Origin of the sequence: Pigmentiphaga sp. GD03639, from assembly GCF_029845405.1 — a bacterium.
Taxonomy (GTDB): domain Bacteria; phylum Pseudomonadota; class Gammaproteobacteria; order Burkholderiales; family Burkholderiaceae_B; genus Pigmentiphaga; species Pigmentiphaga daeguensis.
The window spans coordinates 174,437-198,046 of record NZ_JAOCLR010000010.1 but is presented as its reverse complement, the minus strand read 5'-3'; the positions used below and the strand labels follow the sequence as shown (position 1 = coordinate 198,046).

Annotated in this window: 22 protein-coding genes and 1 pseudogene; 10 read left to right on the top strand and 13 right to left on the bottom strand. The window is 65.8% G+C overall.

Annotated elements, in window-relative coordinates:
* Positions 1-44 precede the first annotated feature (44 nt).
* Together N5K27_RS13705 and N5K27_RS13700 are read right to left on the bottom strand one after the other, a co-directional pair.
* A complete protein-coding gene (locus N5K27_RS13705; protein ID WP_087839030.1) occupies positions 45-779 on the bottom strand; it encodes an ABC transporter substrate-binding protein in 735 nt (244 codons plus the stop codon).
* Positions 780-822: 43 nt separating this feature from the next.
* Positions 823-1,470 (bottom strand): GntR family transcriptional regulator, encoded by a 648-nt coding sequence (locus tag N5K27_RS13700; RefSeq protein WP_087839113.1) that lies wholly within the window; start codon positions 1,468-1,470, stop codon positions 823-825.
* Between the two features lie 347 nt (positions 1,471-1,817).
* Between N5K27_RS13700 and N5K27_RS13695 the strand changes: the two genes are divergently transcribed.
* From N5K27_RS13695 to N5K27_RS13685, 3 genes are all read left to right on the top strand, one after another.
* Positions 1,818-2,744 carry a fumarylacetoacetate hydrolase family protein gene (locus tag N5K27_RS13695; protein ID WP_087839031.1) on the top strand — a complete coding sequence of 309 codons (927 nt, stop codon included), beginning with the start codon at positions 1,818-1,820 and terminating at the stop codon, positions 2,742-2,744.
* A gap of 14 nt (positions 2,745-2,758) precedes the next feature.
* The gene (locus N5K27_RS13690; protein WP_254914602.1) at positions 2,759-3,343 is read left to right on the top strand and encodes a VOC family protein; all 585 of its coding nucleotides are present in this window, start codon (positions 2,759-2,761) and stop codon (positions 3,341-3,343) included.
* 207 nt (positions 3,344-3,550) lie between these two features.
* Entirely contained in the window at positions 3,551-4,540 is a 990-nt protein-coding gene (locus N5K27_RS13685) for a tripartite tricarboxylate transporter substrate binding protein (RefSeq protein ID WP_279817135.1), read from the top strand.
* Positions 4,541-4,680: 140 nt separating this feature from the next.
* Here N5K27_RS13685 and N5K27_RS13680 read toward each other — a convergent pair whose 3' ends face one another.
* The 3 genes from N5K27_RS13680 to N5K27_RS13670 form a co-directional block, all read right to left on the bottom strand.
* Complete coding sequence (locus N5K27_RS13680) at positions 4,681-4,932, bottom strand: hypothetical protein (RefSeq protein ID WP_087839039.1); 252 nt, start codon at positions 4,930-4,932, stop codon at positions 4,681-4,683.
* Positions 4,933-5,041: 109 nt separating this feature from the next.
* Positions 5,042-6,487 (bottom strand): sulfatase-like hydrolase/transferase, encoded by a 1,446-nt coding sequence (locus N5K27_RS13675; protein WP_279817134.1) that lies wholly within the window; start codon positions 6,485-6,487, stop codon positions 5,042-5,044.
* 1 nt (position 6,488) lies between these two features.
* On the bottom strand, positions 6,489-7,481 hold the full coding sequence (locus N5K27_RS13670; RefSeq protein WP_279817132.1) for a tripartite tricarboxylate transporter substrate binding protein: 993 nt from the start codon (positions 7,479-7,481) through the stop codon (positions 6,489-6,491).
* 133 nt (positions 7,482-7,614) lie between these two features.
* Between N5K27_RS13670 and N5K27_RS13665 the strand changes: the two genes are divergently transcribed.
* Complete coding sequence (locus N5K27_RS13665; RefSeq protein ID WP_279817129.1) at positions 7,615-8,529, top strand: LysR family transcriptional regulator; 915 nt, start codon at positions 7,615-7,617, stop codon at positions 8,527-8,529.
* 41 nt (positions 8,530-8,570) lie between these two features.
* Here the strand turns inward: N5K27_RS13665 and N5K27_RS13660 are convergent.
* From N5K27_RS13660 to dnaA, 6 genes and pseudogenes are all read right to left on the bottom strand, one after another.
* Positions 8,571-8,948, bottom strand: a pseudogene (locus N5K27_RS13660) (DUF4411 family protein); the annotation flags it as partial.
* Between the two features lie 28 nt (positions 8,949-8,976).
* Entirely contained in the window at positions 8,977-9,069 is a 93-nt protein-coding gene (locus N5K27_RS29065) for a DUF4411 family protein (RefSeq protein WP_338616997.1), read from the bottom strand.
* A complete protein-coding gene (locus tag N5K27_RS13655; RefSeq protein ID WP_279817124.1) occupies positions 9,069-10,190 on the bottom strand; it encodes an ImmA/IrrE family metallo-endopeptidase in 1,122 nt (373 codons plus the stop codon). Before N5K27_RS13655 ends, N5K27_RS29065 begins: the two co-directional genes overlap by 1 nt.
* A 175-nt stretch (positions 10,191-10,365) precedes the next feature.
* Positions 10,366-12,873, bottom strand: coding sequence for a DNA topoisomerase (ATP-hydrolyzing) subunit B (gene gyrB / locus N5K27_RS13650; protein WP_087839044.1), 2,508 nt, complete (start codon positions 12,871-12,873; stop codon positions 10,366-10,368).
* 222 nt (positions 12,874-13,095) lie between these two features.
* The gene (gene dnaN / locus N5K27_RS13645; RefSeq protein WP_087839045.1) at positions 13,096-14,202 is read right to left on the bottom strand and encodes a DNA polymerase III subunit beta; all 1,107 of its coding nucleotides are present in this window, start codon (positions 14,200-14,202) and stop codon (positions 13,096-13,098) included.
* 241 nt (positions 14,203-14,443) lie between these two features.
* Positions 14,444-15,967 carry a chromosomal replication initiator protein DnaA gene (gene dnaA, locus N5K27_RS13640; RefSeq protein WP_279817122.1) on the bottom strand — a complete coding sequence of 508 codons (1,524 nt, stop codon included), beginning with the start codon at positions 15,965-15,967 and terminating at the stop codon, positions 14,444-14,446.
* A gap of 368 nt (positions 15,968-16,335) precedes the next feature.
* Between dnaA and rpmH the strand changes: the two genes are divergently transcribed.
* From rpmH to mnmE, 5 genes are all read left to right on the top strand, one after another.
* Positions 16,336-16,470: a 50S ribosomal protein L34 gene (rpmH, locus tag N5K27_RS13635; RefSeq protein ID WP_008650850.1), complete on the top strand. Its 135-nt coding sequence runs from the start codon at positions 16,336-16,338 to the stop codon at positions 16,468-16,470.
* A gap of 46 nt (positions 16,471-16,516) precedes the next feature.
* Positions 16,517-16,885, top strand: a complete 369-nt coding sequence (locus N5K27_RS13630; RefSeq protein WP_087839047.1) for a ribonuclease P protein component — start codon at positions 16,517-16,519, stop codon at positions 16,883-16,885.
* A gap of 74 nt (positions 16,886-16,959) precedes the next feature.
* On the top strand, positions 16,960-17,313 hold the full coding sequence (yidD, locus tag N5K27_RS13625; RefSeq protein WP_279817147.1) for a membrane protein insertion efficiency factor YidD: 354 nt from the start codon (positions 16,960-16,962) through the stop codon (positions 17,311-17,313).
* Positions 17,314-17,541: 228 nt separating this feature from the next.
* Entirely contained in the window at positions 17,542-19,203 is a 1,662-nt protein-coding gene (gene yidC / locus N5K27_RS13620; RefSeq protein ID WP_279817117.1) for a membrane protein insertase YidC, read from the top strand.
* 102 nt (positions 19,204-19,305) lie between these two features.
* Entirely contained in the window at positions 19,306-20,676 is a 1,371-nt protein-coding gene (gene mnmE, locus N5K27_RS13615) for a tRNA uridine-5-carboxymethylaminomethyl(34) synthesis GTPase MnmE (protein WP_279817145.1), read from the top strand.
* Positions 20,677-20,686: 10 nt separating this feature from the next.
* Here the strand turns inward: mnmE and N5K27_RS13610 are convergent, their stop codons facing one another.
* Positions 20,687-21,736 (bottom strand): Fic family protein, encoded by a 1,050-nt coding sequence (locus N5K27_RS13610; RefSeq protein WP_087839049.1) that lies wholly within the window; start codon positions 21,734-21,736, stop codon positions 20,687-20,689.
* Between the two features lie 120 nt (positions 21,737-21,856).
* Here N5K27_RS13610 and N5K27_RS13605 point away from each other — a divergent pair, with 120 nt between their 5' ends.
* Complete coding sequence (locus N5K27_RS13605; protein WP_279817113.1) at positions 21,857-22,345, top strand: YaiI/YqxD family protein; 489 nt, start codon at positions 21,857-21,859, stop codon at positions 22,343-22,345.
* On the opposite strand, the gene N5K27_RS13600 is transcribed toward N5K27_RS13605, so the two are convergent.
* Positions 22,342-23,589 carry an MFS transporter gene (locus N5K27_RS13600; RefSeq protein WP_087839051.1) on the bottom strand — a complete coding sequence of 416 codons (1,248 nt, stop codon included), beginning with the start codon at positions 23,587-23,589 and terminating at the stop codon, positions 22,342-22,344. The genes N5K27_RS13605 and N5K27_RS13600 overlap by 4 nt on opposite strands.
* Between the last annotated feature and the right edge of the window lie 21 nt (positions 23,590-23,610).

The window sequence follows — 23,610 nt, the reverse complement described above, 5'->3', positions numbered from 1 at the left end:
AGACCGGATAAAGAAAATGAATGTCGAGTCAGCCTAGCGCCTGTTCAGTCTTCGGCGCGGGGCACCGCCGCGCCGGTTATCCCATGGCGCGCCAGCGCTTCCTGGACGAACCCCGAGGCCTTCATTTCCTCGACGAAGGCGCGCAGGTAATCCGCGGCGGCATCGCCGCGCGACTTGGGCACGCCCATGGCCTGCCGGATCAACATGAAATGACCGGGCAACAGATGCACGCCGCCCAGCCGCGCGGCATCGGCTTCGAGCTGCTGGCGCACGCCGGCCGCCACGTCCGCGCCGCTTTCCAGGAACACGTCGACCACGGCCGGCGACGTCGGCGCCCGCTCGATGCTTGCCTGCAGCAGGCTCCGGGTCAGGTAGAGATCGTAGGCGCTGCCCTTGCCGACCGTGACCCGCACGCCCGGCCGGTCCACGTCGGCATGGGCGGCGATGGGCGAGCCGTCGCGTACCAGGTAGGCTCCCTCGATCACCACGTAGGCGTCGGTGAAGGCGATGTGCTCGCCACGCTTGGGGTCGATGGCGAAGAAGCCGATGTCGGCCTGTTCGGCGGCCACGGCCTCGACCGATTCGCCGGCCGACGGGAAGACCACCAGTTCCAGCCCGACGCCCAGCCGTCTGGCAAGTTCCCGCGCCAGGTCCACCGATACGCCGCGCGCGCCGTGCTCGTCGTCACGGCTGGCGAGTATGGGATTGCCGACGTTGATGGAAGCGCGCAGGACCTGCTGGGGCGTGAAGGCGGCGCGAAGGGCTTCGGTCGGTTGCATGGCGAATCAGTTCCTTCAGTGGCCGACGCGCGAGGAATGGTCGCTAGCCGGCGCGTTGGGCCTCGATCTGCTCCATCACATGAAGCGTCAGCCGGGTGGTGTGGCTGCGCATGGCCAGGTAGGCCTGCTCGGGCTGGCCGGCCAGCACCGCTTCCACGATCTTCTCGTGTTCGCGATGGGAAGTTTCGAAGCGGCGTTCGACCCCGCTTTGCGCGGCGCGCACCGGCGCCAGCCGGTCGCGCAGGTTTTCGACCTGAGCGACCAGGGTCTGGTTCTGCGTACCCTGGCAGATGAGCTGGTGGAAGCGCGCGTTGATCTTGAGATAGGCATCGGCATCGCCGCGCTCGGAAACCTGCTGGGCCTGTTCGTGCAGCAGTTCGAGCTGGCGGCGCTGCATGGCGCTCATGCGCTGGGTGGCGATGCGGCAGCACAGCGACTCCAGTTCGCACAGCGCCTCGAGCATGTCGGCCAGTTGTTCGGCGCTGACGTTGGCCACCACGCCGCCACGGCGCGGCACCAGCTCGATCAGGCCGCGGGCATTGAGCAGGCGCAGCGCCTCGCGGATGGGTGTGCGCGATACCTGGAAGCGCTCGGCCAGCGAGGGCTCCTCGAGCTTCTCGCCCGGGGCCAGGGTACCCGCAATGATCTCGTCAGCCAGCGACTGGCTGATCCGAGCGGCAATGGTGGTCACGAAAGCATCCTTCAACATGGGCCAGCGAATGCCTGCGGATTATACGCGGCACCGCTTCGACCATGAACATGAGCGGCACCTGGATATGCCTGACCTCCCTTATTGAACACACTAGGACGATATTGCATACAAAAAACAGCCGCATTCGATGGCCTGACTCCTGCCCCGCCCAGCCATTCAGGGTTTGTCCCCCCCCTTTTTCTGGCACACACCTGGCAAAAAATTTATCTTAAAACGGTTGACGTGTATACACGACATGCTTAAAGTATCCCAAAGCATGGGGTAAAACTGGCGGTCCCGCCGGGTCGACGCCCCGGATCCAACACAGACAGCAACGAGGAGATTCCGTGAACTGGCACGGTCTGGCGACTTATCAGCGCAACGGCGGCAAGCATCCTGGCCTGGTGGTCAACGACACCCTGTATGACCTGGCGCAATTGGCGAAAGCCTGCGACGTGGACCCGGCCCGCGTGGCGGGGGGCATCGGCGCGCTGATCGCGGATTGGGCCGGCAGCGGCCCGCTGATCGCCACGATGGCCGATCGCGCCGTCCAACTCGCCGCAAGCGGCCGGCTGGCCGTGGTGGAAGACGCCACCTATGCGGTCCCCTACCAGCCCCGCCGCATCTTCGCGACGGCTTCCAATTTCTACGAACACGCCGACGAGATGGGCACCAAGCTGGCGGCGCGCAGCGAAAGCCAGCCCTACATCTTCATGAAGGCCGAGACCAGCGTGGTCGCCACCGGCGAAAACGTCCAGATGCCGCCCGAGACCAGTCGGCTCGACTGGGAAGTGGAACTGGGCGTGGTCATCGGCAAGACCTGCCGCCACGTACCGGTCGACGACGCCCTGTCGGCCATCGCCGCCTATACCGTATTCAACGACATCAGCGCGCGCGACCTCAACCGCCGCACCGACTATCCCTTCACCCACGACTGGTTCCGCGGCAAGAGCTTCGACACCTTCGGTCCCATGGGCCCGTGGCTGGTGCCGGCGGGCTGCATCGGCGACCCCCAGCAACTGCGCATGTCGCTGGCGGTCAACGGCGAGACCATGCAGGACGGCAGCACCTCGGAAATGATCTTCTCGGTGGCCGAGCAGATCGCCTACCTGTCGCGCATCCTGACCCTGCATCCCGGCGACTTCATCGCCACCGGTACGCCCGACGGCGTGGGCATGGGGCGCGGCGTCTACCTGAAGGCGGGGGACAGGATGGTGGCGCGCATCGAGAACATCGGCACGATCGAGAACACCGTCGTGCAGGAAAGCCGATAGGCAAGGAGGCAAACGTGACATCCGCTGACCAGCAACCGGTCGCTCCCATCCGTACGCGCAAACTGGGCCACCTGGTCCTGATGGTTCGCGACCTCGAAGCCTCCACCCGCTTCTATACCGAGGTCATGGGCCTGCGCGTGTCCGACCGCATCGGCGACCAGATGGTCTTCCTGCGGGCGGGTGAAGACCACCATGACCTGGCCCTGTCGCGCATCCCCGACGACGCCCCCGACCGCGACGATCTTCCGCGCTATACGCGCCCAGGGCTCGAGCACTTCTCGTACTACGTGGAATCGGTCGAGGAAATGCGCCGCGCCGTGGACGTGGCCCGCCAGTTGGGCGTGACGATCGAGCGCGGCATCGGCCAGCACGGCCCCGGCGCGAACTGGTTCCTGGTGTTCAAGGATCCGGACGGCAACAACGTCGAGATCTATACCGACATGGACCAGATTCCGATGGACGCCGACCACCAGCCGCAGACCTGGGAGCGCAACCTGGAATCGTTCGACCGGCACCGCCTCGCCCACTTCGTCGTCCAGCCGCCCGCCGCGGTGCTGGCCGCCAAGGACGGCAAGAAGGACACGGGAAAAAAAGACTGAGCACGAGCGCCGGCGGCCCCGGCGCCCGCCAGCCCGGCACATACGAACCCGGCACGCAAGGGGATTCTTTCCACAGGCATTGCCCCGGCGCGTTCGCGCGCGCGGGGAGGCCCCTTTCGCGCCCGTTTTCCGGCCGCCGGCCGCGCTCGCACCGAACGGCGGCCTGCTCCACCGACGACAATGACGACCGATGAAGGAGACGACACCATGAACCCCCTCCAGCAATGGCTGCGCCGCATTCCCCTGGCCCTGGCGGCGGCCGCGATCGCCGCGGGCCCCGCCACCGCCCTGGCCGCCGATGCCTGGCCCAGCCGGCCGGTCACCATCGTGGTGCCGTTCGCCCCGGGCGGCAATACCGACATGATGGCCCGCATGATGGCCGAGCGCATGAGCAAGATCTTCGGCAAGCCCTTCATCGTGGACAACAAGGGCGGCGCGGCCGGCACCATCGCCGCCGAGCAGGTCGCGCGCGCCCAGCCCGACGGCTACACGCTGTTCATGGCGACCATGACGCAGATCGTCACGGCGCCCATGACCAACAAGATCCGCTACGACCCGATCCGCGACCTCGCCCCCATCGTCAACGTGGGCGGCAACCCCTTCGTGCTGGCAGTCAACCCCCAGCGCAACTTCCGCACCGTGACCGACCTCGTCAACTACGCCAAGGCCAATCCCGGCAAGCTGAACGTGGGCCACGGCGGCAACGGCACGCTGACCCACCTGTCGGCGCTGCTGTTCCTGAGCCGCGTCGGCGTGACCGCCACCACCGTTCCCTACCGCGGCGGCGCGCCGGCCCTGGCCGACGTGCTGGCCGGGCAGATCGACATGTACAGCGCCAGCGTCTCGGAAGTCATGTCCTACGCCAAGACGCCCGAGAAGCTCACGCTGCTGGCGGTTTCCAGCGACAAGCGCCTGCCGCAGCTGCCTTCGGTACCCACCATCGCGGTAACCTACCCGGGCCACGAGGTCGACACCTGGAACGGACTGATGGGCCCGGCCGGCATGCCGGCGGACGTGGTCGCCAGGCTGGCCGAGGAAGGCCGCAAGATGATCAACGAACCGGCTTTCCGCGCACAGCTCGAGAACGCCGGCATCACGCCGCTGGGTGAAATGCCCGACGTGTTCGCCGCCCGCATCAAGGCAGAGACGGCCAAGTGGAAGCCGGTGATCCAGGCGGCGGGGATCGAACCGCAATAAGCCTCCCGCGTGTCCTTGAAGCGGTTCGCGCGGATCTGCGCGCGAACCCCTTCCGTCGAGATAATCCGCCGCACCGATGCACCAGCACGCCGCTGTCCTCGGGGCTGACGCTGGAGCCGGGCGACGTGATCGAATGCGCCTTACCCGCGGCGCGCCCACCACCACAGGCCCCATGCGACCAGCGCCGGGATGCCGAACAGCGCCGCATGGATGGGCAGTTCCTCGGCCAGGGTATAGCCGTGGGAAAGGCCGGTGCGCAGGTTCCATGCGCACGCCGCCAGCCAGGCCAGCGTGAAGAGCCCGGCGGCCCAGGTGCGATGGGGCGCGGGGACCACGCGCAGCAGCGCGATGGCCAGGACCAGTCCGATGGCGATAATGATCAGGGTACGCATGGTGGCCTCACTTGGGAGCTTCAGCTTAGGGCAGCCGGCCGGGGCCGATAAGTCCCCGGCTTCTGGATGGATTATCCAGCATGGCGATCCAATCCACGAGTCCCGGCTGCTATGCGAACTTCGCCTCCACGCCCGGCGCCGGCGTGGCGCCGAATCCCCCGCGCCGGACCACCGCCTCGCGGCCACCGTGGGCTTCGATCAGTGCGTGCTGGTCGGCCTTGGCGATGCGATCCTGCGCGTCGGGATCGACGATCCGCCGCAACGCCGCGGTCAGTTCGTCCACCACCTGCGCATGCCGCCCGCCCGGGACGAGATCGATCCGCTCCTCGGGATCCGCGACCAGGTCGAACAACTGGGGCGCCATGTCCACGTAGTGGATCAGCTTCCACCGGTCCTGCCGCAGCATGTAGGCGCCGGTAGCCGCGCCCGCCGCATGGTATTCCGAGAACACCGGGCGCGCCGGGTCGTCCGGTGCCTGCGCCAGGTCGACCAGCGACCGCCCCGGCAGGTCGGCGGGCGCCTCCACGCCCATCCAGGCCAGCAGGGTCGCTCCCACGTCCACCAGGGAGACGTGCGTGCCGACGATCTTGCGCGTCGAATGGCTCGGCGCCCTCAGCAGCATGGGCACGCGCGCCGCCTCCTCGTACAGCGTGGACTTGCCCCACAAGGCCCGCGTGCCCATGTTGTCGCCATGGTCGCTGGTGTAGATGACCAGCGCCTCGTCGGCCAGCCCGGATTCGTCGATGGCCTGGCAGATCTGGGCGAAGTGCCAGTCCATGAAGGAACACAGGCCGCCGTAGCTCAACAGGGCACGGCGCCGCAGTTCGTCGTCGAAGAAGCTGTCGTGCGGAAAGCAGGTTCGCAGTGCGGCGATCCAGGGATGGTCGATCCGGTCTGCCGCCCGCGAGAGCTTGGGCAGCGGGATGTCGTCCAGCCGGTAGGCCGAGGCGAATTCTTCCGGGGCGATCAGCGGAAAATGAGGCGCCACGAACGAGGCGAACAGGACCCAGCCGTCATCCCGGGCGTGTTCGCGTATCCATTGCGTCGATGCCTGCGCGATGGCGCGATCGTACCGGGTATAACTGCTTTCGCCGATGCCGACTTCCTCGGCCAGCGCGCGCGTCTTGTGCCGCACGGGCAGCGGGTCTCGCACCGCGCCCAGCAGGTCCCCGATGCCGTCCACCACGTGCATGGGCAGGATCTGGCGGGTGAAGCCGGTGTCGTCGGTCTCGTTGCGGAAGTGCAGCTTGCCGATGGACGTGACGTCCACGCCGGCATCGCGCAGCCGATGGGTCCAGCCCGGCAACTGGCCGGTATAGGGCAGGGCGTTGTCCCAGTTGCGCGTCTCGTGGGTATAGCGGCCGGTGGTGAACGACGCGCGCGCGGGTATGCAGATGGGCGAGTTGGTGTAGGCCGACGCGAACCGGGTGTTGGCGGCCGCGAAACGGTCCAGGTGCGGCGTGCGTATCCAGGGATGGCCCGCGCACGACAGCGCGACCCCGGAATGTTCGTCGGACATGACGACGATGGCGATACGGCGGGATCCCGGCTTCATCTCATGTCTCCTGCAACCCGCGTTCCTTGACGATCGTGCGCCACCGGGCCAGGTCGGCGGCGACGTAGGCGGAGAAATCCTGCTGCGACATGGGCATGACGCGTATGCCTTCGCCGGCGAGCTTGTCCGCCGTTTCCTTGCGGCCCAGTACCTGCGCCACGGCGGCCGACAGATCCTGCACCACGGCCGGCGGCAGATGGGCCGGCCCCATGATGCCCACCCACTGCACGGCCTCGAAATGGGGAATGCCGATTTCCTTCAGCGTGCGTACCTCGGGCAGGAGCGGATGGCGATCCGGCCCGGTCACGGCCAGCGCGCGCAGCTTGCCCGCGCGGATGTAGGGCAGCACACCCGCCAGGCCCGGCATCGCGTATTGCACCTGGCCCGCCACCATGTCGTTGATGCCCGGCGCGATGCCGCGATAGGGCACGTGCAGGACCGAGGTGTTCGTGGCCAGCTTGAGCCCCTCGAACACCAGGTGGGTGATGGTACCCACGCCGGCCGACGCATAGCTCGCCTTGCCCGGATGCGCGCGTACCTCAGCCAGGAAATCCTCGAAGCTGGCGGGGCCCGACGGCTGGGCGACCAGCACGTTGGGCGCGCCGCCTATCATCGCGATGTGCGTGAAATCGCGGATCGGGTCATAAGGCACCTTGCGCACCGCCGGCAGGGTGCCGTGGGTGCTGACGTAGCCGATCATCAGGTTGTAGCCGTCGGGCTCGGCCCGCGCCGTGGCCTGGCTGGCGATCTGCCCGCCTGCTCCGCCCTGGTTCTCGACCACCCACGGCTGCTTCATGCCCCGCGACAACTGGTCCGCCACGACGCGCGCGATCATGTCGGTGCCGCCGCCCGCGCTGACCGGCACCAGCAGGCGCACCGGACGCGAGGGATAGGATTGCGCCAGCGCGCAGGCCGGAACCAGCCCGGCCACCGCGGCGGATCGAGCGGCCGTGGCCAGGACGCGGCGCCGGCCCCGATCGATATCCTGAGTCATCTCCTCCTCCCACCGCGGCCTGACATGCCCCGGGATGCCGGGCAGTCTAATCAGCGCGGCGAAGGCGCGGAAGTACAATTCCTTTAGAGCTTTTCTAAAAAAAATGGATAGCGGCCAGGCCTGGAGACGCTGCGTGGCACTCAATCTCGATCATCTGCGCGCGTTCCTGGTGGTGGTGGAAGAAGGCAGCATCAATCGCGCGGCCGCGCGCCTGCTGCGGGCGCAGCCCGCGGTGGGCCGGCAGATCCGGCTGCTGGAAGAATCGCTGGGCACGCCGCTGCTGGAACGCTCGTCCAGCGGCGTGCAACCCACCACCGCGGGCGAACAGCTCATCGCCCATGCGCGGCGCATCTTCCGCGACGTGGCCGAGGCCGAAGCCGCCATGGCGCGCGTCGCCACGGAACCGGCCGGCGACCTGATCGTGGCGATCCCGACCTCGCTGGCCGACCAGCTCGGCCCCGTCCTGTTCGGCGCGATGCGCGACCGCCATCCGCGGGTGCGCCTGACGCTGCTGGAAGGAGACAGCCACGCCATCACCAGATGGATGGCGGGCAACGAGGCCGACATAGGCGTGCTGCCCGAAGGCAGCTCGGACACCAGCCTGCATGCGATCGAGTGCGGCCGGCAGGTGTTCTGCTTCTGCGGCCCCGCGGACGGTTTCCCCGTGCTGCCGGCGTCCATGCCGCTGGGGGATGCCTTGTCCTATCCACTGGCTCTGTCCATCCCGCCGAACCGGCTGCGGCGGCTGGTCGACAGCGCCGCGGCCGGCATAGGCCGCGAGGTGCGCCCGGTGCTGAACGCCAGTTCTAGCCACTTGATCACCGCGCTGATGCGGCAGGGCGAGCTATATACGATCCGCCCCCGCATCGGCCCGGTGCCGGCCGTGGTGGACGGCATTGCCTTCATCCCCATTGCCGAGCCGGCCATCCAGCGTGGCATCAGCGTCGTGTGGAGTACCGCGCGGCCGTTGAGTCCGGCGGGGGAGGCGGCGCGCGCCACACTGGAGGAACTGCTGCGCGGCATGGACGGCGCGCAGGCGCCGGGCTGAAAGCGCTAGATGCTCGATGAGCCACGATCCGGCGCCTAGCCTCAAGTCGGCGTTGGCCCCAAGACGAATCTAGCCTGCTCCCTGCGCAGCATTTGGTAGGGAGACATGAAGTCCACCCCTAGTCCAATGCACACATTGGGAATCTTGATTTTCTTGACGGATGCTGACGCCACTTCATGCGTCACCAGCGTATGATGGCCGGTCAACGCGGTTGCAACCAACCAGAAGTCCGCTACCTGCATAAAGGTATTCACAGCCGCAGGCTCATACCCTTGTTGGACTACCCATGCGCTTACGTGCTGGGCGGCAGTAAGCACAGCGGCGTCCGGGGCCAGGAAGAATCCGTCCTCCCTACCCAGTGCCCACTCGGCCAATTCGTCCCCACCACCAGTCAGTTCATCACCCACTTGGCGAATGCTGCAGAGTCGCCCGGCGTCATATGCCTGGTCAAGCCAAGACCAAAATGCGGGGGCAAAAGTCGAACCCGTACTGTAGGTTCTTGGCCTGAATGAAGACGTTGGCATCCAGCAGGTAGGCCATCAGGTCGGAAATCCCAGTATTCGCCCCAGCTCGTTGAACGTGCCCGACTTTGCGATGCCAAGCATGCGAAACGCATCCCGGTACAAAGTTCGCCCTTCAAGGGTGCTTGCAACCAAGGACTGAGCAAATCGCTTGCTGACGCGAGCGACAGTGGTTCGATAGAAATCGCCGCCTCCTGCATTGCGCTCAGCCAAACTCCTCAAACGCGCCTCTTCATCCCGATAAGCCCGCCAGAACGCCGCTCTATCGAGATATCCCACGTCCCACATCCGTCGCAGAAGCACCAAGGTGCTTACCTTGAAATGTCGTGCCAGCCGCTTCAATGCGGCATCCAGCGGCTCATCGGCGCGAAGCGCATCAAGAAAGTCCGCCCGGGGAACAAGCAGTTCGGCTGCTACCTGGTTGCACCATACTTCCACGGCGTAATCGGAAACTTCCGATATCCGAGCATCCGACAAAGCCGACTGCCCCAGCCACAAATGCGCAAGTTCGTGCGCCAACGTAAACATCTGGGCAGCCTTGCTATCCGCTCCGTTGATGAACACCAAGGGTGCCAGCTTATCCGCAAGGGCAAAACCTCTAAATTCACGGGGGTTCAGCTGCCGGGTGTTGTTGTTCATCACCACCCCACTGACCATCACCATCACACCTGCTTGCTCGGCCTGCGCAATAAACAGGCGCAATGCCTCAGCCCACGTGGGACATTCAGAACGAGCCTCCACGCTGAACCCGAGCACCTCGCGGATTCGTTGCGCCACTTCCATCGGCGGCGTTTCCATCGTCACGCAGGCGACGAAGGGCAGTCGCTTCTCGCCGTTAACCAGGGCTTCGTCCCGATACCAAGTTTGTCGCGTTTGACAGGTGAAAATCACATCCAGCAGATCGGCAGTCAGGCGTGGCGAATCTCGGCCCATTGTCCGAAAATCGGGAATCGGCAAGTCCTCTCGCGGAGGCTCGGGAAGGAAGAAATACCCCAACGGCGCGTGCGTAGCCTGCGCGAACTGTTCGAGTTGGCGCAAAGTGGGCTGGATAGCGCCGGACTCCCACTCCATAAGGCGAGGAAAACGCGCCAGCAGCACAGCCTCATCCATCTGGGCGCGCTGGCGGGCCCAGATGAACATGATTGGTTGTATGGAGACGCGAGTCATGCCTGGAGTTTATATCGCAGCAATGTTTCGCACATCAATTGGCCGGTCACTGGAGTGTCCTGAAACGAAACACAAAAACGAACGACCACCAAAGGTGGCCGTCGAATTGTCTTGCTGGACGGTCGATGCGCCGTAAGTCAGCCGTGCCTCAAACGTCAATATTCCCCGCCATCAACGCATGCGTCTCGATGAACGCGCGGCGCGGCTCGACGTGGTCGCCCATCAGCGTCGTGAAGATCTCGTCCGCCGAAATCGCGTCCTCGATCTGCACCCGCAGCAGGCGGCGCACGGTGGGATCCATGGTGGTTTCCCACAGCTGCCCGGGGTTCATCTCGCCCAGGCCCTTGTAGCGCTGCTTGGACAGCGAGCGTTCCGCCTCGGCGCGCATCCATTGCATGGCTTCGCGGAAGTCGGCCACCGGCAGTTCCTTGCGCTTGTCGCCTTCGCCGCGCTCGATCTTCGCGCCCGGGCCGATCAGGCCCTGGAAGGTCTGGGCGGCGTTGCGCAGCACGCTGTAGTCGGGGCCGTCGACGAAATGCTGGTCGATCACGCTGACGCGGATATTGCCGTGGTGGTTGCGATGGATCTCCAGCCTGGACTGCTGGGTTTCCTCGTCCACCGAGACCTTGACCTGCACCACGCCGGGCATGGACGGGTCTTCCAGTTCGGCCTGCAGGCGCTGGCGCGACAGCTCGGCCTGGTCCACGGACGACAGGTCCGCCTCGAAGCCGCGCACGATGGCCGACAGCGTGGCAAGGTCCACGAAACGCGACAGGCGCTCGATCACGGCGTCGACCAGGTTGTACTGGCGCGCCAGTTCCTTCAACGCGTCGCCGGCGATGGGCTGGGCGTCGGCGGAGGGGAACAGCCGGGCATCCTTGAGCGAAAGCTCGAGCATGAAGGCGGCCTCTTCGGCGTCGTCCTTCAGGTAGCGCTCGTCGCGGCCGACCTTGACCTTGTACAGCGGCGGCTGGGCGATGTAGACATAGCCATGCTCGATCAGCTGCGGCATCTGGCGATAGAACAGTGTGAGCAGCAGCGTGCGGATGTGCGCGCCGTCCACGTCCGCGTCGGTCATGATGATGATGCGGTGGTAGCGCAGCTTGTCGATGTTGAAGTCGGGTCCGATGCTGGTGCCCAGCGCGGTGATCAGGGTGGCGATCTGCTCGCTGCTGATCAGCTTGTCGAAACGCGCCTTCTCGACGTTCAGCACCTTGCCGCGCAGCGGCAGGATGGCCTGGAACTTGCGGTCGCGGCCCTGCTTGGCCGAACCGCCGGCGGAATCGCCCTCGACGATGTAGATCTCGGACTTGGACGGATCCTTTTCCTGGCAGTCGGCCAGCTTGCCGGGCAGCCCGGCGCCTTCCAGCACGCCCTTGCGGCGCGTCATCTCGCGCGCCTTGCGCGCGGCCTCGCGGGCGCGGGCGGCCTCGACAATCTTGCCGCACAAGGCCTTGGCGTCGATGGGGTTCTCGAGCAGCCAGCTCTCCAGGCTGCGCGCCACGGCGTCTTCCACGGCGGGACGCACTTCGCTGGATACCAGCTTGTCCTTGGTCTGGCTGCTGAACTTGGGCTCGGGCACCTTCACCGACAACACGCAGGTCAGGCCCTCGCGCATGTCGTCGCCGGTGGTCTCGACCTTGGCCTTCTTGGCCAGTTCGTTCTCGTCGATGTACTTGTTGATGATGCGCGTCATCGCCGCGCGCAGGCCGGTCAGGTGCGTGCCGCCGTCGCGCTGCGGGATGTTGTTGGTGAAGCACAGCACGCTTTCGGTGTAGCTGTCGTTCCACTGCATCGCCACTTCCACGCCCACCGGCACGCCGCCGGCCGACGACTCGGTGGCCACCGCGAAGACGTTGGGATGCAGCACGGTCTTGGCGCGGTTGATGTACTCGACGAAGCCCTTGACGCCGCCGCTGAAAGCGAAGTCTTCTTCCTTGCCCTGGCGCTCGTCCACCAGCTTGATGCGCACGCCGTTGTTCAGGAACGAGAGCTCGCGCAGCCGCTTGGACAGGATCTCGTAGTGGTATTCGACGTTGGTGAAGATTTGCGAATCCGCCAGGTACTGCACCCGGGTACCGCGCTTGTCGGTCTTGCCGGTGACCTTCAGCGGCTCGACGCGTTCACCGCGGCGGAACTCCATCTGGTGCAGCTCGCCGTTGCGCCGGATGCTGAGACGGAGCCATTCGGACAGCGCGTTCACGCAGGATACGCCCACGCCGTGCAGGCCGCCCGAGACCTTGTACGAGTTCTGGTCGAACTTGCCGCCCGCGTGCAGCTCGGTCATGACGATCTCCGCGGCGCTGCGCTGGAATTCGTCGTCCTTGTGCACGGCGGTCGGAATGCCCCGGCCGTTGTCGGACACCGAGATGGAGTTGTCGGCATGGATGGTGACGATGATCTCGTCGCAATAGCCGGCCAGCGCTTCGTCGATGGCGTTGTCCACGACCTCGAACACCATGTGGTGCAGGCCCGTGCCATCGGACGTATCGCCGATGTACATGCCCGGCCGCTTGCGCACGGCCTCCAGCCCCTTCAGCATCTTGATGGAGTCGGCGCCGTAGCTGTCCACCACAGGGGCAGCGGCCACCACGGGCGTCCCGTCAAGGCTGTTATCGATCTCGCCCGACTCGGGCGTAGTGTTCTGTTCGGTCATAGATATCCAACCATCCACTCTGCACAGGCAATACCCCACCCGCCAGAAAAAACAAAAGTGGGCGCCCACTCAGGCCACCCACGGTTGCCCCCCAAAGGAACAACCTAAAAAACCACCGCCCCACCCCAAGACATCCTCCCCAGACCCAGGGCACAGCGGATCCGGCTTTGCCGGTCCGCCAGTGCCGCCCCTGGGGGCGCGCGTAAGCGCGTAGGGGGGGATCTATATCCGCATAGGCATCACGACATACTTGAAGTCCGTGTCGTCGGGCAAGGTGATCAGCGCCGAGGAGTTGGCGTCGCCCACGCTCCACTGCACCGTCTCGGCCTTCAGGTTGCCCAGCACGTCCAGCAGGTAGCTGACGTTGAAACCGATGTCCAGGGGCTCGAAGCCGAAGTCGATCTCGAGTTCTTCCTGGGCCTCTTCCTGTTCCGCGTTGCTGGCGGAAATCTTCAGGACATGATCGGCCATCTGCATCCGCACACCCTTGAACTTGTCGGTGGTCAGGATGGCGGCGCGCTGCAAGCTGCGCTGCAGGGCTTCGCGGGCGATCGGGAAATGCTTGGTGTAGCCGTTCGGGATCACGCGCTGGTAGTCGGGGAACTTGCCTTCGACCAGCTTGGAGATCAGCTCGACGTCGCCGAAGCGGAAACGGATCTGATTGGCTGCCACCGAGATCTCGATGGGCTCCTCGCTGTCGTCCAGGAGGCGCAGCAGTTCCAGCACCGTCTTGCGCGGGACGATCACTTCCTGCTTGGGGGCATCGGCATCGATGGCGACCGCGCAATAGGCCAGGCGGTGGCCGTCGGTGGCGACGCAGCGCACGTTGTTGCCGTCCAGCACCAGCAGCATGCCGTTCAGGTAGTAGCGGATGTCCTGCTGCGCCATCGCGAAGTGCACCATGTTCATCAGGTGCTTGAACGACTTCTGCGTCATGGTCAGCGAAGCGTTCCACGAGGCCGGCTGGGCCACGGTGGGGAACTCCTCGGCCGCCAGGGTCTGCAGCGCGAAGCGGCTCTTGCCGGACTGGACCGACAGCTTCTTGTTGGCCAGGGAAAGGGACACGTCGCCGGTGTCGGGAAGGGCGCGCAGGATGTCGAGCAGCTTGCGGGCTGCCACCGTGGTGGACTCAGACGCATCACCCACGCCGAAATCGGCATGGGTGGTGATCTGAACCTCGATGTCGGTGGACACGAACGACACGCGGCTGCCTTCCTTGCGCAACAGGATGTTGGCCAGGATGGGCAGGGTGTGCCGCCGTTCCACGATGCCTGAAACGGTCGCGAGCGGCTTCAGCAATGCATCGCGTGAGGCTTTGACCAATTGCATATCCAATCCTTCTTTGGGTTGGTAGTTAATAGGACCCTGTGAATAACTGGAATTTCTTCAAAAAACTATTATAAATCAAGAACTTGTCCAGTTTTTAGCGAGTGGGGAACCGGCCTGGAGAATAGCGCACAACCATGAACAACTTTCGATCGAAAAAAACGGCGTCGGGTTGTCCAGAAATGCTCCACGGTTTTTCCACACTCCAACTCACAGGGTCCCGGATGGGGTTCGTCGCGGTTCGTCATCCTTTCAGGGTTTGTTCGAGCACGTGCAGCGAATGGTTCAGTTCCGCCTGCTTGGCCCGGGATTCCGAAATCTTGCGCACCGCGTGCAGCACCGTGGTGTGGTCGCGGCCCCCGAAGAGCTCGCCGATCTCGGGCAGGCTCTTCTGGGTGAGCTCCTTGGCCAGATACATGGCGATCTGGCGCGGCAGGGCAATGTTGGCGGGCCGCCGCTTGGAATACATGTCGGCGACCTTGATCTTGTAGAAGTCCGCCACGGTCTTCTGGATGTTCTCGACGGTGATCTGGCCGTTGGACACGGACAGCAGATCCTTCAGGGCGTCCTTGCAGACGTCCACCGTGATGGCGCGGCCGTGGAACTTGGCGTAGGCCAGGACCTTGCGCAGCGCGCCCTCCAGCTCGCGCACGTTGCTGCGCAGGTGCTTGGCGATGAAGAAGGCCACTTCCTCGGGCAGGTGCACGCCCTCGGTCTCCGCCTTCTTCAGCAGGATCGCGACGCGCATTTCCAGCTCGGGCGGCTCGATGGCGCAGGTCAGGCCCGAGTCGAAACGCGAGATGAGCCGGTCGTCGATGCCGGACAGCTCCTTCGGATAGGTATCGCTGGTGATGATGATCTGCTTGCGCAGCGCCACCAGGGCCTCGAAGGCGTAGAAGAATTCTTCCTGGGTGCGGTTCTTGCCCGAGAAGAACTGGATGTCGTCGATCAGCAGCAGGTCCAGCGAATGGTAGTAGCGCTTGAAATCGTCGAAGGCCTTGCGCTGGTAGGACTTGACCACGTCGGACACGAACTGCTCGGCGTGGATGTAGCGGACCCGCGCGGCGGCGTTCTCGGCCATCATGGAATTGCCGATGGCGTGGATCAGGTGGGTCTTGCCCAGGCCCACGCCGCCATACAGGAACAGCGGGTTGTACGAGGTGCCGGGGTTCTCGGCCACCTGAAGCGCGGCGGCGCGGGCCAACTGGTTGGCCTTGCCGGTGACGAAGTTCTCGAAGGTGAGCTCGACGTTCAGGCGCGACCGTTCGTAGATGCCCGTGGCTTCGCTGGCTTCGGCCTTGGCCGGAGCGGCGGGACGCGGCGCGGGACGAGGCGCCTCGGTTGCCCGCTGCGCCGCCCGGGCCGCCGCGGAATTGACCGCGGCGACCGGATCGCCGGGAAAGCCCAGCGGCGCCTGCGCAGCCTGGCGCGGCGCGGCATGGCCGTTGCCGGCGTGGCCGTTCCCGTTGGCGGCAACGGCAGCGGGGCTGGGCGCGGGCGGCCGCAGTGGGGCCACCATGCGGGGGGTATCCAGTTCGAACTTGACTTGCACGGGGCGCTGGAACCACTGCGCCGCCAGAGATTCGATACGGCCGGAGAAATTGCTGCGCACCCAGTCGAGCTTGAAACGATTGGGCGCCGCGACCCGCAGCACCGCCTCGGCTTCATCGAAGGCGAGCGGGACGAGGGGACGTATCCAGGCGCTGTACTGCTGAGGAGTGAGTTCCTGCTCTAGCGTCCGGGCGCAGGTTTGCCAAAAATCTTCCATGAATCTCGCTAATAGGACCGGTGCGCCCACGCAGGACAGGGGGCGCGAAGGATGTTCTAGTGGCCGATCCCGAAACCTCCGATTCTACTCCTCCGGGCGGAAGTTATCCACAGGCGCGCCCGGTCCATCCCGGCTGCGTCGCGCCTAACTGATTGACAACATTGGATTTATTTGACACCATGGAGGGCTTTCCGAATTTCACGAAGAGATTCGGGCTGAATCCAAGACCCTGGGTTGGCAGTCTTTCCAAGGATGCATGCCGGGCTTCGCGCGCGCTTAACTTCAAGCTTTGCCGGGCCGCACGCAGGCCGGGACTGCGCAAGCTTCCGGGGCGGCTTTCATACCCATACCGGAACTCAGGAACTGTCATGAAACGTACTTACCAACCTTCCGTCACCCGCCGCAAGCGTACCCACGGTTTCCGCGTGCGCATGAAGACCCGTGGCGGCCGCGCCGTCATCAACGCCCGCCGCGCCAAGGGCCGCAAGCGCCTGGCCATCTGACGGCAGTGCCGGCCGTCGTACAGGCCGGCCACGCAGCGTTACAGCATTGAATCCGCGCGCGTCGTTTCCCGGCACCGCGCGGTTGCGCAGCCCGGCGGAATTCGCTCCTGCGCTGAAAGGGCGCCGCCTTGCAAGAGGGGCGCTTTTTGTTTTGAGCATGGCGCCGTCGGCCCAGCCCCGGCTGGGCCTGGTGGTGGGCAAGCGCTACGCCCCCCTGTCGGTCAGCCGCGCCGCCCTGAAACGCGTCGCGCGCGAGGCCTTCCGGCTGCGGCGCGCGGAACTGCCGGCCGGCGATTATGTCTTCAGATTGCACGCCCGCATTCCTTCGTGCTCGCTGACCGAACTCAAGCGCCAGGCCAGGCAGGAAATCGACGCCCACCTGGCCCGGGCAATGAAGGCGAACCGCCCCGGCTAGACCGGACGGACGGCCGAAGGCGGGCGTATTTCCCGCAACAGGGGCCCATCGTGACGGAAACCCATAGCAACGCGCTGCCCACCGGCTCGACGCTCCCGCGCCGCCTGCTGATCTGGCCCATCCGTTTCTACCGGTACTTCCTGAGCCCCTGGATCGGCCAGTCCTGCCGCTTCACCCCCACCTGCTCCGCCTACACGATGGAAGCCATCGACCGCCACGGCCCCGTCCATGGCACCTATCTGGGCCTGCGCCGCATCTGCCGCTGCCACCCCTATGCCCAAGGAGGTCTGGACATGGTCCCCCCCCTACGCGCTGACGCGCGCCCCCCAGGGGGCGGCACTGGCGGACCAGCAAAGCCGGATCCGCTGTGCCCTGGGGTAAAACCAGGCTGGCGACGACTGGCGTTTTGGATAAGAGGAAACCGGTAGGAAGACACGAAACAGACCCAGGATGCGGTGGATCCGGCTTTGCCGGTCCACCCGCATCGCCCCCACGGGACCCGGCGCCGGGCCGCCCCAAGCCGGGTCCCGGCCCCCTCGGGGGGCTGCCGCGTAGCGGCTTGGGGGGCCCACCATTCGGGGCGCGCGTAAGCGCGTAGGGGGGGGCCTTGCTACACTAGCGGACTTTGCCGCGACGACGATTGGAACTATCCGTCCATGGACATGCAACGCACCATCCTCTGGATGATCTTCTCGCTATCCCTGCTTTTCCTGTGGGATGGCTGGCAGAAGTACAACGGACATCCCTCGATGTTCGGCTCCACCCCCGCCAAGACGGCGACCGCGCAGGCTCCGCAGGCCCAGCCCGACCAGGCCGGCGTGCCGTCCGCGACGCCGGCGGCCGCGCCCGCGGCCGGCACAGACGCCGTTCCCGGTAGCGCGCCGCAGGCCCAGCAGCCCGCGCCCGCCGAGAAAATCGTCGTCACCACCGACGTGCTGCGCCTGACCTTCGACACCGTTGGCGCGCAGATCGTCAAGGCCGAACTGCTCAAGCACGCCGACATCGAAGACCACGAGCACCCCACCGTGCTGCTGGACGATTCCGCGCAGCGCGTCTACCTCGCGCAAAGCGGCGTGGTCGGCGCGGCCAACGGCGCGTCGTTCCCGACGCACCGCACGCCCTTCCACGTCACCACCCCGGCGCGCGAACTGGCCGGCGACAAGCTGGAGATCTCGTTCGAGGCCGAGAGCGGCGGCGTCAAGCTGATCAAGACCTTCACCCTGCACAAGGGCCAGTACGCCATCGACGTGCGCCACAACCTGGCCAACGTCGGTACCGAGCCCGTCTCGCCCTCGCTCTACTTCCAGCTGACCCGCGACGGCAACAAGCCGCCCGGCGAAAGCCATTTCTACAGCACCTTCACCGGCCCGGCCATCTATACCGCCGAGCACAAGTTCCAGAAGGTCACGTTCTCGGACATCGAGAAGGGCAAGGCATCGTTCAACAAGTCGGCCAACGACGGCTGGCTGGGCATGATCCAGCACTACTTCGCCGTGGCCTGGGTGCCGCCCGAAGGCGTGGCCCGCACCTACGACATGTCCAAGGTCGGCAATAACCTGTACGCCGTGCGCGCCATCGAACCCGTCGGCACGCTGGCTCCCGGCACCGGCAACACCGTCGACGCCAAGCTGTGGATCGGCCCGCAGGACCAGTCCGCCATGGCCGCCGTGGCTCAGGGCCTGGACCTGGTGGTGGACTACGGCTGGCTGACCATCATCGCCAAGCCGCTGTTCCTGCTGATGACCTGGCTGCACAAGCTGCTGGGCAACTGGGGCTGGACCATCGTCGCGCTGACCGTCATCATCAAGGCGGTGTTCTTCCCGCTGTCGGCCGCGGGCTACAAGTCCATGGCGCGGATGAAGAAGGTCGCCCCGCGCATGCAGGCGCTGAAAGAGAAGTTCGGCGACGACCGCCAGAAGCTCAACATGGCGATGATGGAGCTGTACCGCACCGAGAAGATCAACCCGGTGGGCGGCTGCCTGCCGATGATCGTCCAGGTGCCGGTGTTCATCGCGCTGTACTGGGTGCTGCTGGCCAGCGTGGAAATGCGCAGCGCGCCCTGGATCCTGTGGGTGCATGACCTGGCCTCGCCCGACCCCTGGTTCATCCTGCCGGCGCTGATGATGGCCACCATGTTCCTGCAGATGAAGCTCAACCCCACGCCGCCCGATCCCGTGCAGGCCAAGGTCATGATGATCATGCCCCTGGTGTTCGGCGGCATGATGTTCTTCTTCCCCGCGGGCCTGGTACTGTACTGGGTGGTGAACAACTGCCTGTCGATCGCGCAGCAGTGGTTCATCACAAAAAACAATCGGTAGGAGTCTCCTGCGCGCTTGTCGGGCCGTTCCGGGAAACCGGGACGGCCTTTTGTTTTACAGTGCGGGGACGGGCTTCGCCGCCTTTTCCGAACTTCGCCCATGATTTCCGACCAGGATCCCATTGTCGCCATCGCCACCGCCGCCGGACGCGGCGGGATCGGTGTCGTGCGCGTGTCGGCGCGCCAGCCGCTCGATGGACTGATACAGGCGCTGCTGGGCCGCGCGCTGGTGCCGCGCCATGCGCACTACCTGCCTTTTCGCGATGCCGACGGCGGGATCATCGATGAAGGCATCGCGCTGTCCTTTCCCGCGCCGCATTCCTACACCGGCGAACACGTGCTGGAACTGCAGGGCCATGGCGGGCCGGTGGTGCTGCGGCGCCTGCTGGCGCGCTGTCTGCAGGCGGGCATGGAGATGGGCATGCGGCTGGCCGAGCCCGGCGAGTTCACCCGTCGCGCCTTCCTGAACGACCGCATGGACCTGGCCCAGGCCGAGGCCGTAGCCGACCTGATCGACGCGTCGTCCGAGGCAGCCGCCCGCAGCGCGGCGGCCTCGATGACGGGCGTGTTCTCGGCCGAGGTCAACGGCCTGGCCGACCGCATCGTGCACCTGCGCATGCTGGTCGAGGCCACGCTGGACTTCCCCGAGGAAGAGATCGAGTTCCTGGAGAAATACCAGGCCCGCGAAACCCTGGCCGCGATCCAGGCCGACCTGGCCCGGCTACTGTCGCAGGCGCGCGAGGGCGCCATCCTGCGCGAAGGGCTGCACGTCGTGCTGGCCGGCCAGCCCAACGTCGGCAAGTCCAGCCTGCTCAACGCGCTGGCCGGCTTCGACGCCGCCATCGTCACCCCCATCGCCGGCACCACGCGCGACAAGGTCGTGCAACAGATCGACATCGACGGCGTGCCCCTGCACGTGGTCGACACCGCCGGCCTGCGCGAGACCGAGGACACCGTCGAGCGCATCGGCATCGAACGCACCTGGGCCGAGATCGGCAAGGCCGACGTCATCGTGCACCTGCTCGATGCCACGCGCCCGGGCCCCGAACTCGACGCCGCCATCACCTCGCGGCTGCCGCCGCGCACCCCGGTGCTGGAAGTGGTGAACAAAATCGACCTGGTCGAGGACGGACAGATCGGACAGGCCCAGGCCGCGGGCGCCAAGCGGCTGCCCGTGTCGGCCAGGACCGGGCAGGGCCTGGACGCATTGAAGCGCGAACTGCTGGCGATCGCCGGATGGAATCCCTCGGCGGAATCACCTTATCTGGCGCGCGAGCGGCATATCCATGCGCTGCTGACGGCGGCGAATCATCTGGAACTGGCGGCCGGGCATGCGGCGCAAAGCGATCGGGTGCTGGATCTGTTCGCCGAGGAATTGCGGTTGGCGCACGAGGCGTTGACCTCGATTACCGGGGAGTTCAGCAGCGATGATCTGCTGGGCGTGATTTTTTCGCGGTTCTGCATCGGGAAGTGAGCGCCGCGGCTCAACGCAGCTCATACCAGGTTCCGCGACCAGCACCATGCTGCATCAGATGGCCCTGCTCCACCAGGGTCCTGAAGTGCTGCTTCAGCGTGTTGCGATTGCCGCTGGTCAGGCGGATCGCCTCGGCCATGGTGATGCGACCGTGCTCACGCACGAATTCGACGATCTGCAACGCCAGATCCGGCAGCCTGGCCAGCACCAGTTTCTCGCGCTCGACCTTGCGTTCCAGCCGGCGTACCTGCTGCGATAGCGCGCGCAGGAAGAACGCCAGCCAGGGATGCCAGTCGGGATTGTCGGTGCGGATGCTGCCCTGGGTCTGGCGCAGCGCGAGGTAATAGGTCTCCTTGTTCTGCTCGATGACGCTTTCGAGCGAGCTGTAGGGCACGTAGGCATAGCCGGCCCGCAACAGCAGCAGAGTGGTCAGCACCCGGCTCAAGCGGCCGTTGCCGTCCTGGAAGGGATGGATTTCCAGGAACACGACCACCCAGATACCGATGATTAGCAGGGGATGCAGGCGGCCGGCGCCGAGCTCCTCGTTGAACCAGGCGACCAGCTCGGCCGCCAGGCGCGGTGTGTCGAAAGGCGTGGCGGTTTCGAACACCACTCCCAACGGTTTGCCTTGTTCGTCGAACGCGGCCACGCTGTTGGTGGTTGTCTTGTAGTTGCCGCGATGCCAGGCGTCCTTGTCGCTGTAGGCCAGCAGGTCGCGGTGCAACTGCCGGATGTGATTCTCTGTCAGTGTGATGTCCTGCCAGGACGAGAACACCAGCTCCATGACCTCGGCATAGCCTGCCACTTCCTGCTCATCGCGGGTCTCGAACGACTTGATCTGCAGGTTAGAGAGCAGGCGTTCGACTTCGCGGTCGGACAGCTTGCTGCCCTCGATCCGGGTCGAGGAACCGATGCTTTCGATGGTCGCGACCCGTCGCAGCGCCGACAATCGGTCCGGCGCGAGCGTGCCCAGGGCGCGCCAAGCTCCCTTGAACTCATCGATGCCGGCGATCAGGCGAAGTATCTCCGGGGTGATCTGGAGGGTGTCGGTACGAATCATGGCATCCAATCCTACACCCATTTACACCCAATTATTGGTTTCTATCCCATTACCACACCCATTTACACCCGTTCTGCAGAAAATGCGATCATCCTGAATCACCTCGACACCAACGCCATCATGAATCCCCTCCGCATCTGGGTCGACGCCGACGCCTGCCCCGCCGTCGTCAAGGACATCCTGTTCCGCGCCGCCGACCGCTGCGCCGTCCAGGTCACGCTGGTCGCCAACCAGATGCTGCGCACGCCGCCGTCGCGCTGGGTGAACGCGGTCCAGGTGCCGCGCGGCTTCGATGTGGCCGATGCCTACATCGCCGGTCAGGCGGCAGAGGGGGATCTCGTGATCACGGGCGACATTCCGCTGGCGGCCGAGGTGCTGAAAAAGGGCGCGGCGGTCCTGAACCCGCGCGGCGAGCGCTATACCGAGGCGACCATAGGCGAGCGCCTGGCCATGCGGGACATGCTGGAGGAACTGCGGTCCAGCGGCGTGGCGACCGGCGGGCCGGCGGCGTTCAGCCAGGCGGACCGGCGGGCGTTCGGCAATGCGCTGGACCGGTTCCTGCAAAACGCCGCGGCTGGCCGGCCTCGCGGGACACCGCCTTCAACCTAACCCAAGCCGGACGGCGCCGCGGCCTTCGCCACCGCCCGCCGCATCCAGCGGAACTGCAACACGACGAGCGTCCCCAGCAGCGCCAGATTCGCCACATTGGACAGCACGCCCGTGAAGAACGCCGGATCGTACGACGCATACCGGTCGTACATGTAGCCCGCCAGCCACCCGCCCACCGCCATGCCGCATCCGCTCATCAGCATCAACGACGGTACGCGCCAATAGGCTTCCTTCGCGGGAAAGGCCTCGCGCACGGCCAGCACATAGGCCGGGATCAGCGCGCTGAAACCCAGCCCGAACGCGATGGAGACGGTGAAAAGGCCGAACTGTTCGGTCACGTACAGGTAGCCGGAAACGGCGGTGGCCTGCATCACGGAGCTGATCAGCGCCGTGCGCAACCCGCCGATGCGGTCGGCGACGAGCCCCCACGCCTGCCGGCTGATGAAGGCCGCGGCCAGCAGGACCGAGAGCATCGCGGCGCCCACGGCCGCCGGCAGGCCGCGGTCGGAGCACAGCGCGACGAGATGGCTTTGCGGCATGGCCATGGGAATGCAGCAGAGGAAGGCCGCGCCCGCCAGCATGGCGAAGGCGATGTTGGGACGCAGCCCGAATACGGTGGACCGTTCGCCGCCCTGGCGATCCGCCGCGCGGACGGCGGTGTCGGCGACGGGCCGCAGGAAGCGCGATGCCAGCATCAGGACGATGCCGGCCTCGAGCAGGCCGTATCCCATCATGGTCGCGCGCCAGCCCCAGGTGGCGATGGTGTGTTCGAACACCAGGGGCCAGACGACGCCGGCGATGTAGCTTCCGCTGGAGAGCAGGGCCAGCGCGGAGCCGCGCCGGCGTTCGAACCATTGGCTGACGTAGACGTACAGCGGCGCGTTCAGGCCGCCCATGCCGAGGAATCCGATGAAGACGCCGTGGCCGATGTACAGCAGCCAGGGTTCGCCCAATGTGGAGATGAACAGCCCCAGGCAGACCGACACGGAACCGGCCATCACGGTCCAGCGCACGCCGAAGCGATGCGCGAGCCGGCCCATCATCACGCCGCCCACGGCGGAGCCGAGCCAGGCCAGCGAGCCTCCCAGCGCGGGCACGGATCGGGCGCCTCCCATTTCGCCGGCGATGGCCTTGAGCCCGACCGTGGAGATGAGCGGAGCGCCGAAGGTCATGCCCAGGCAGCAGAGGGCGGCGGTAGCGATGATCCAGGACGCCCTGGAATCGACCAGTGGAGGGGAAGCCATATCGTCAGACACCCATGCTGG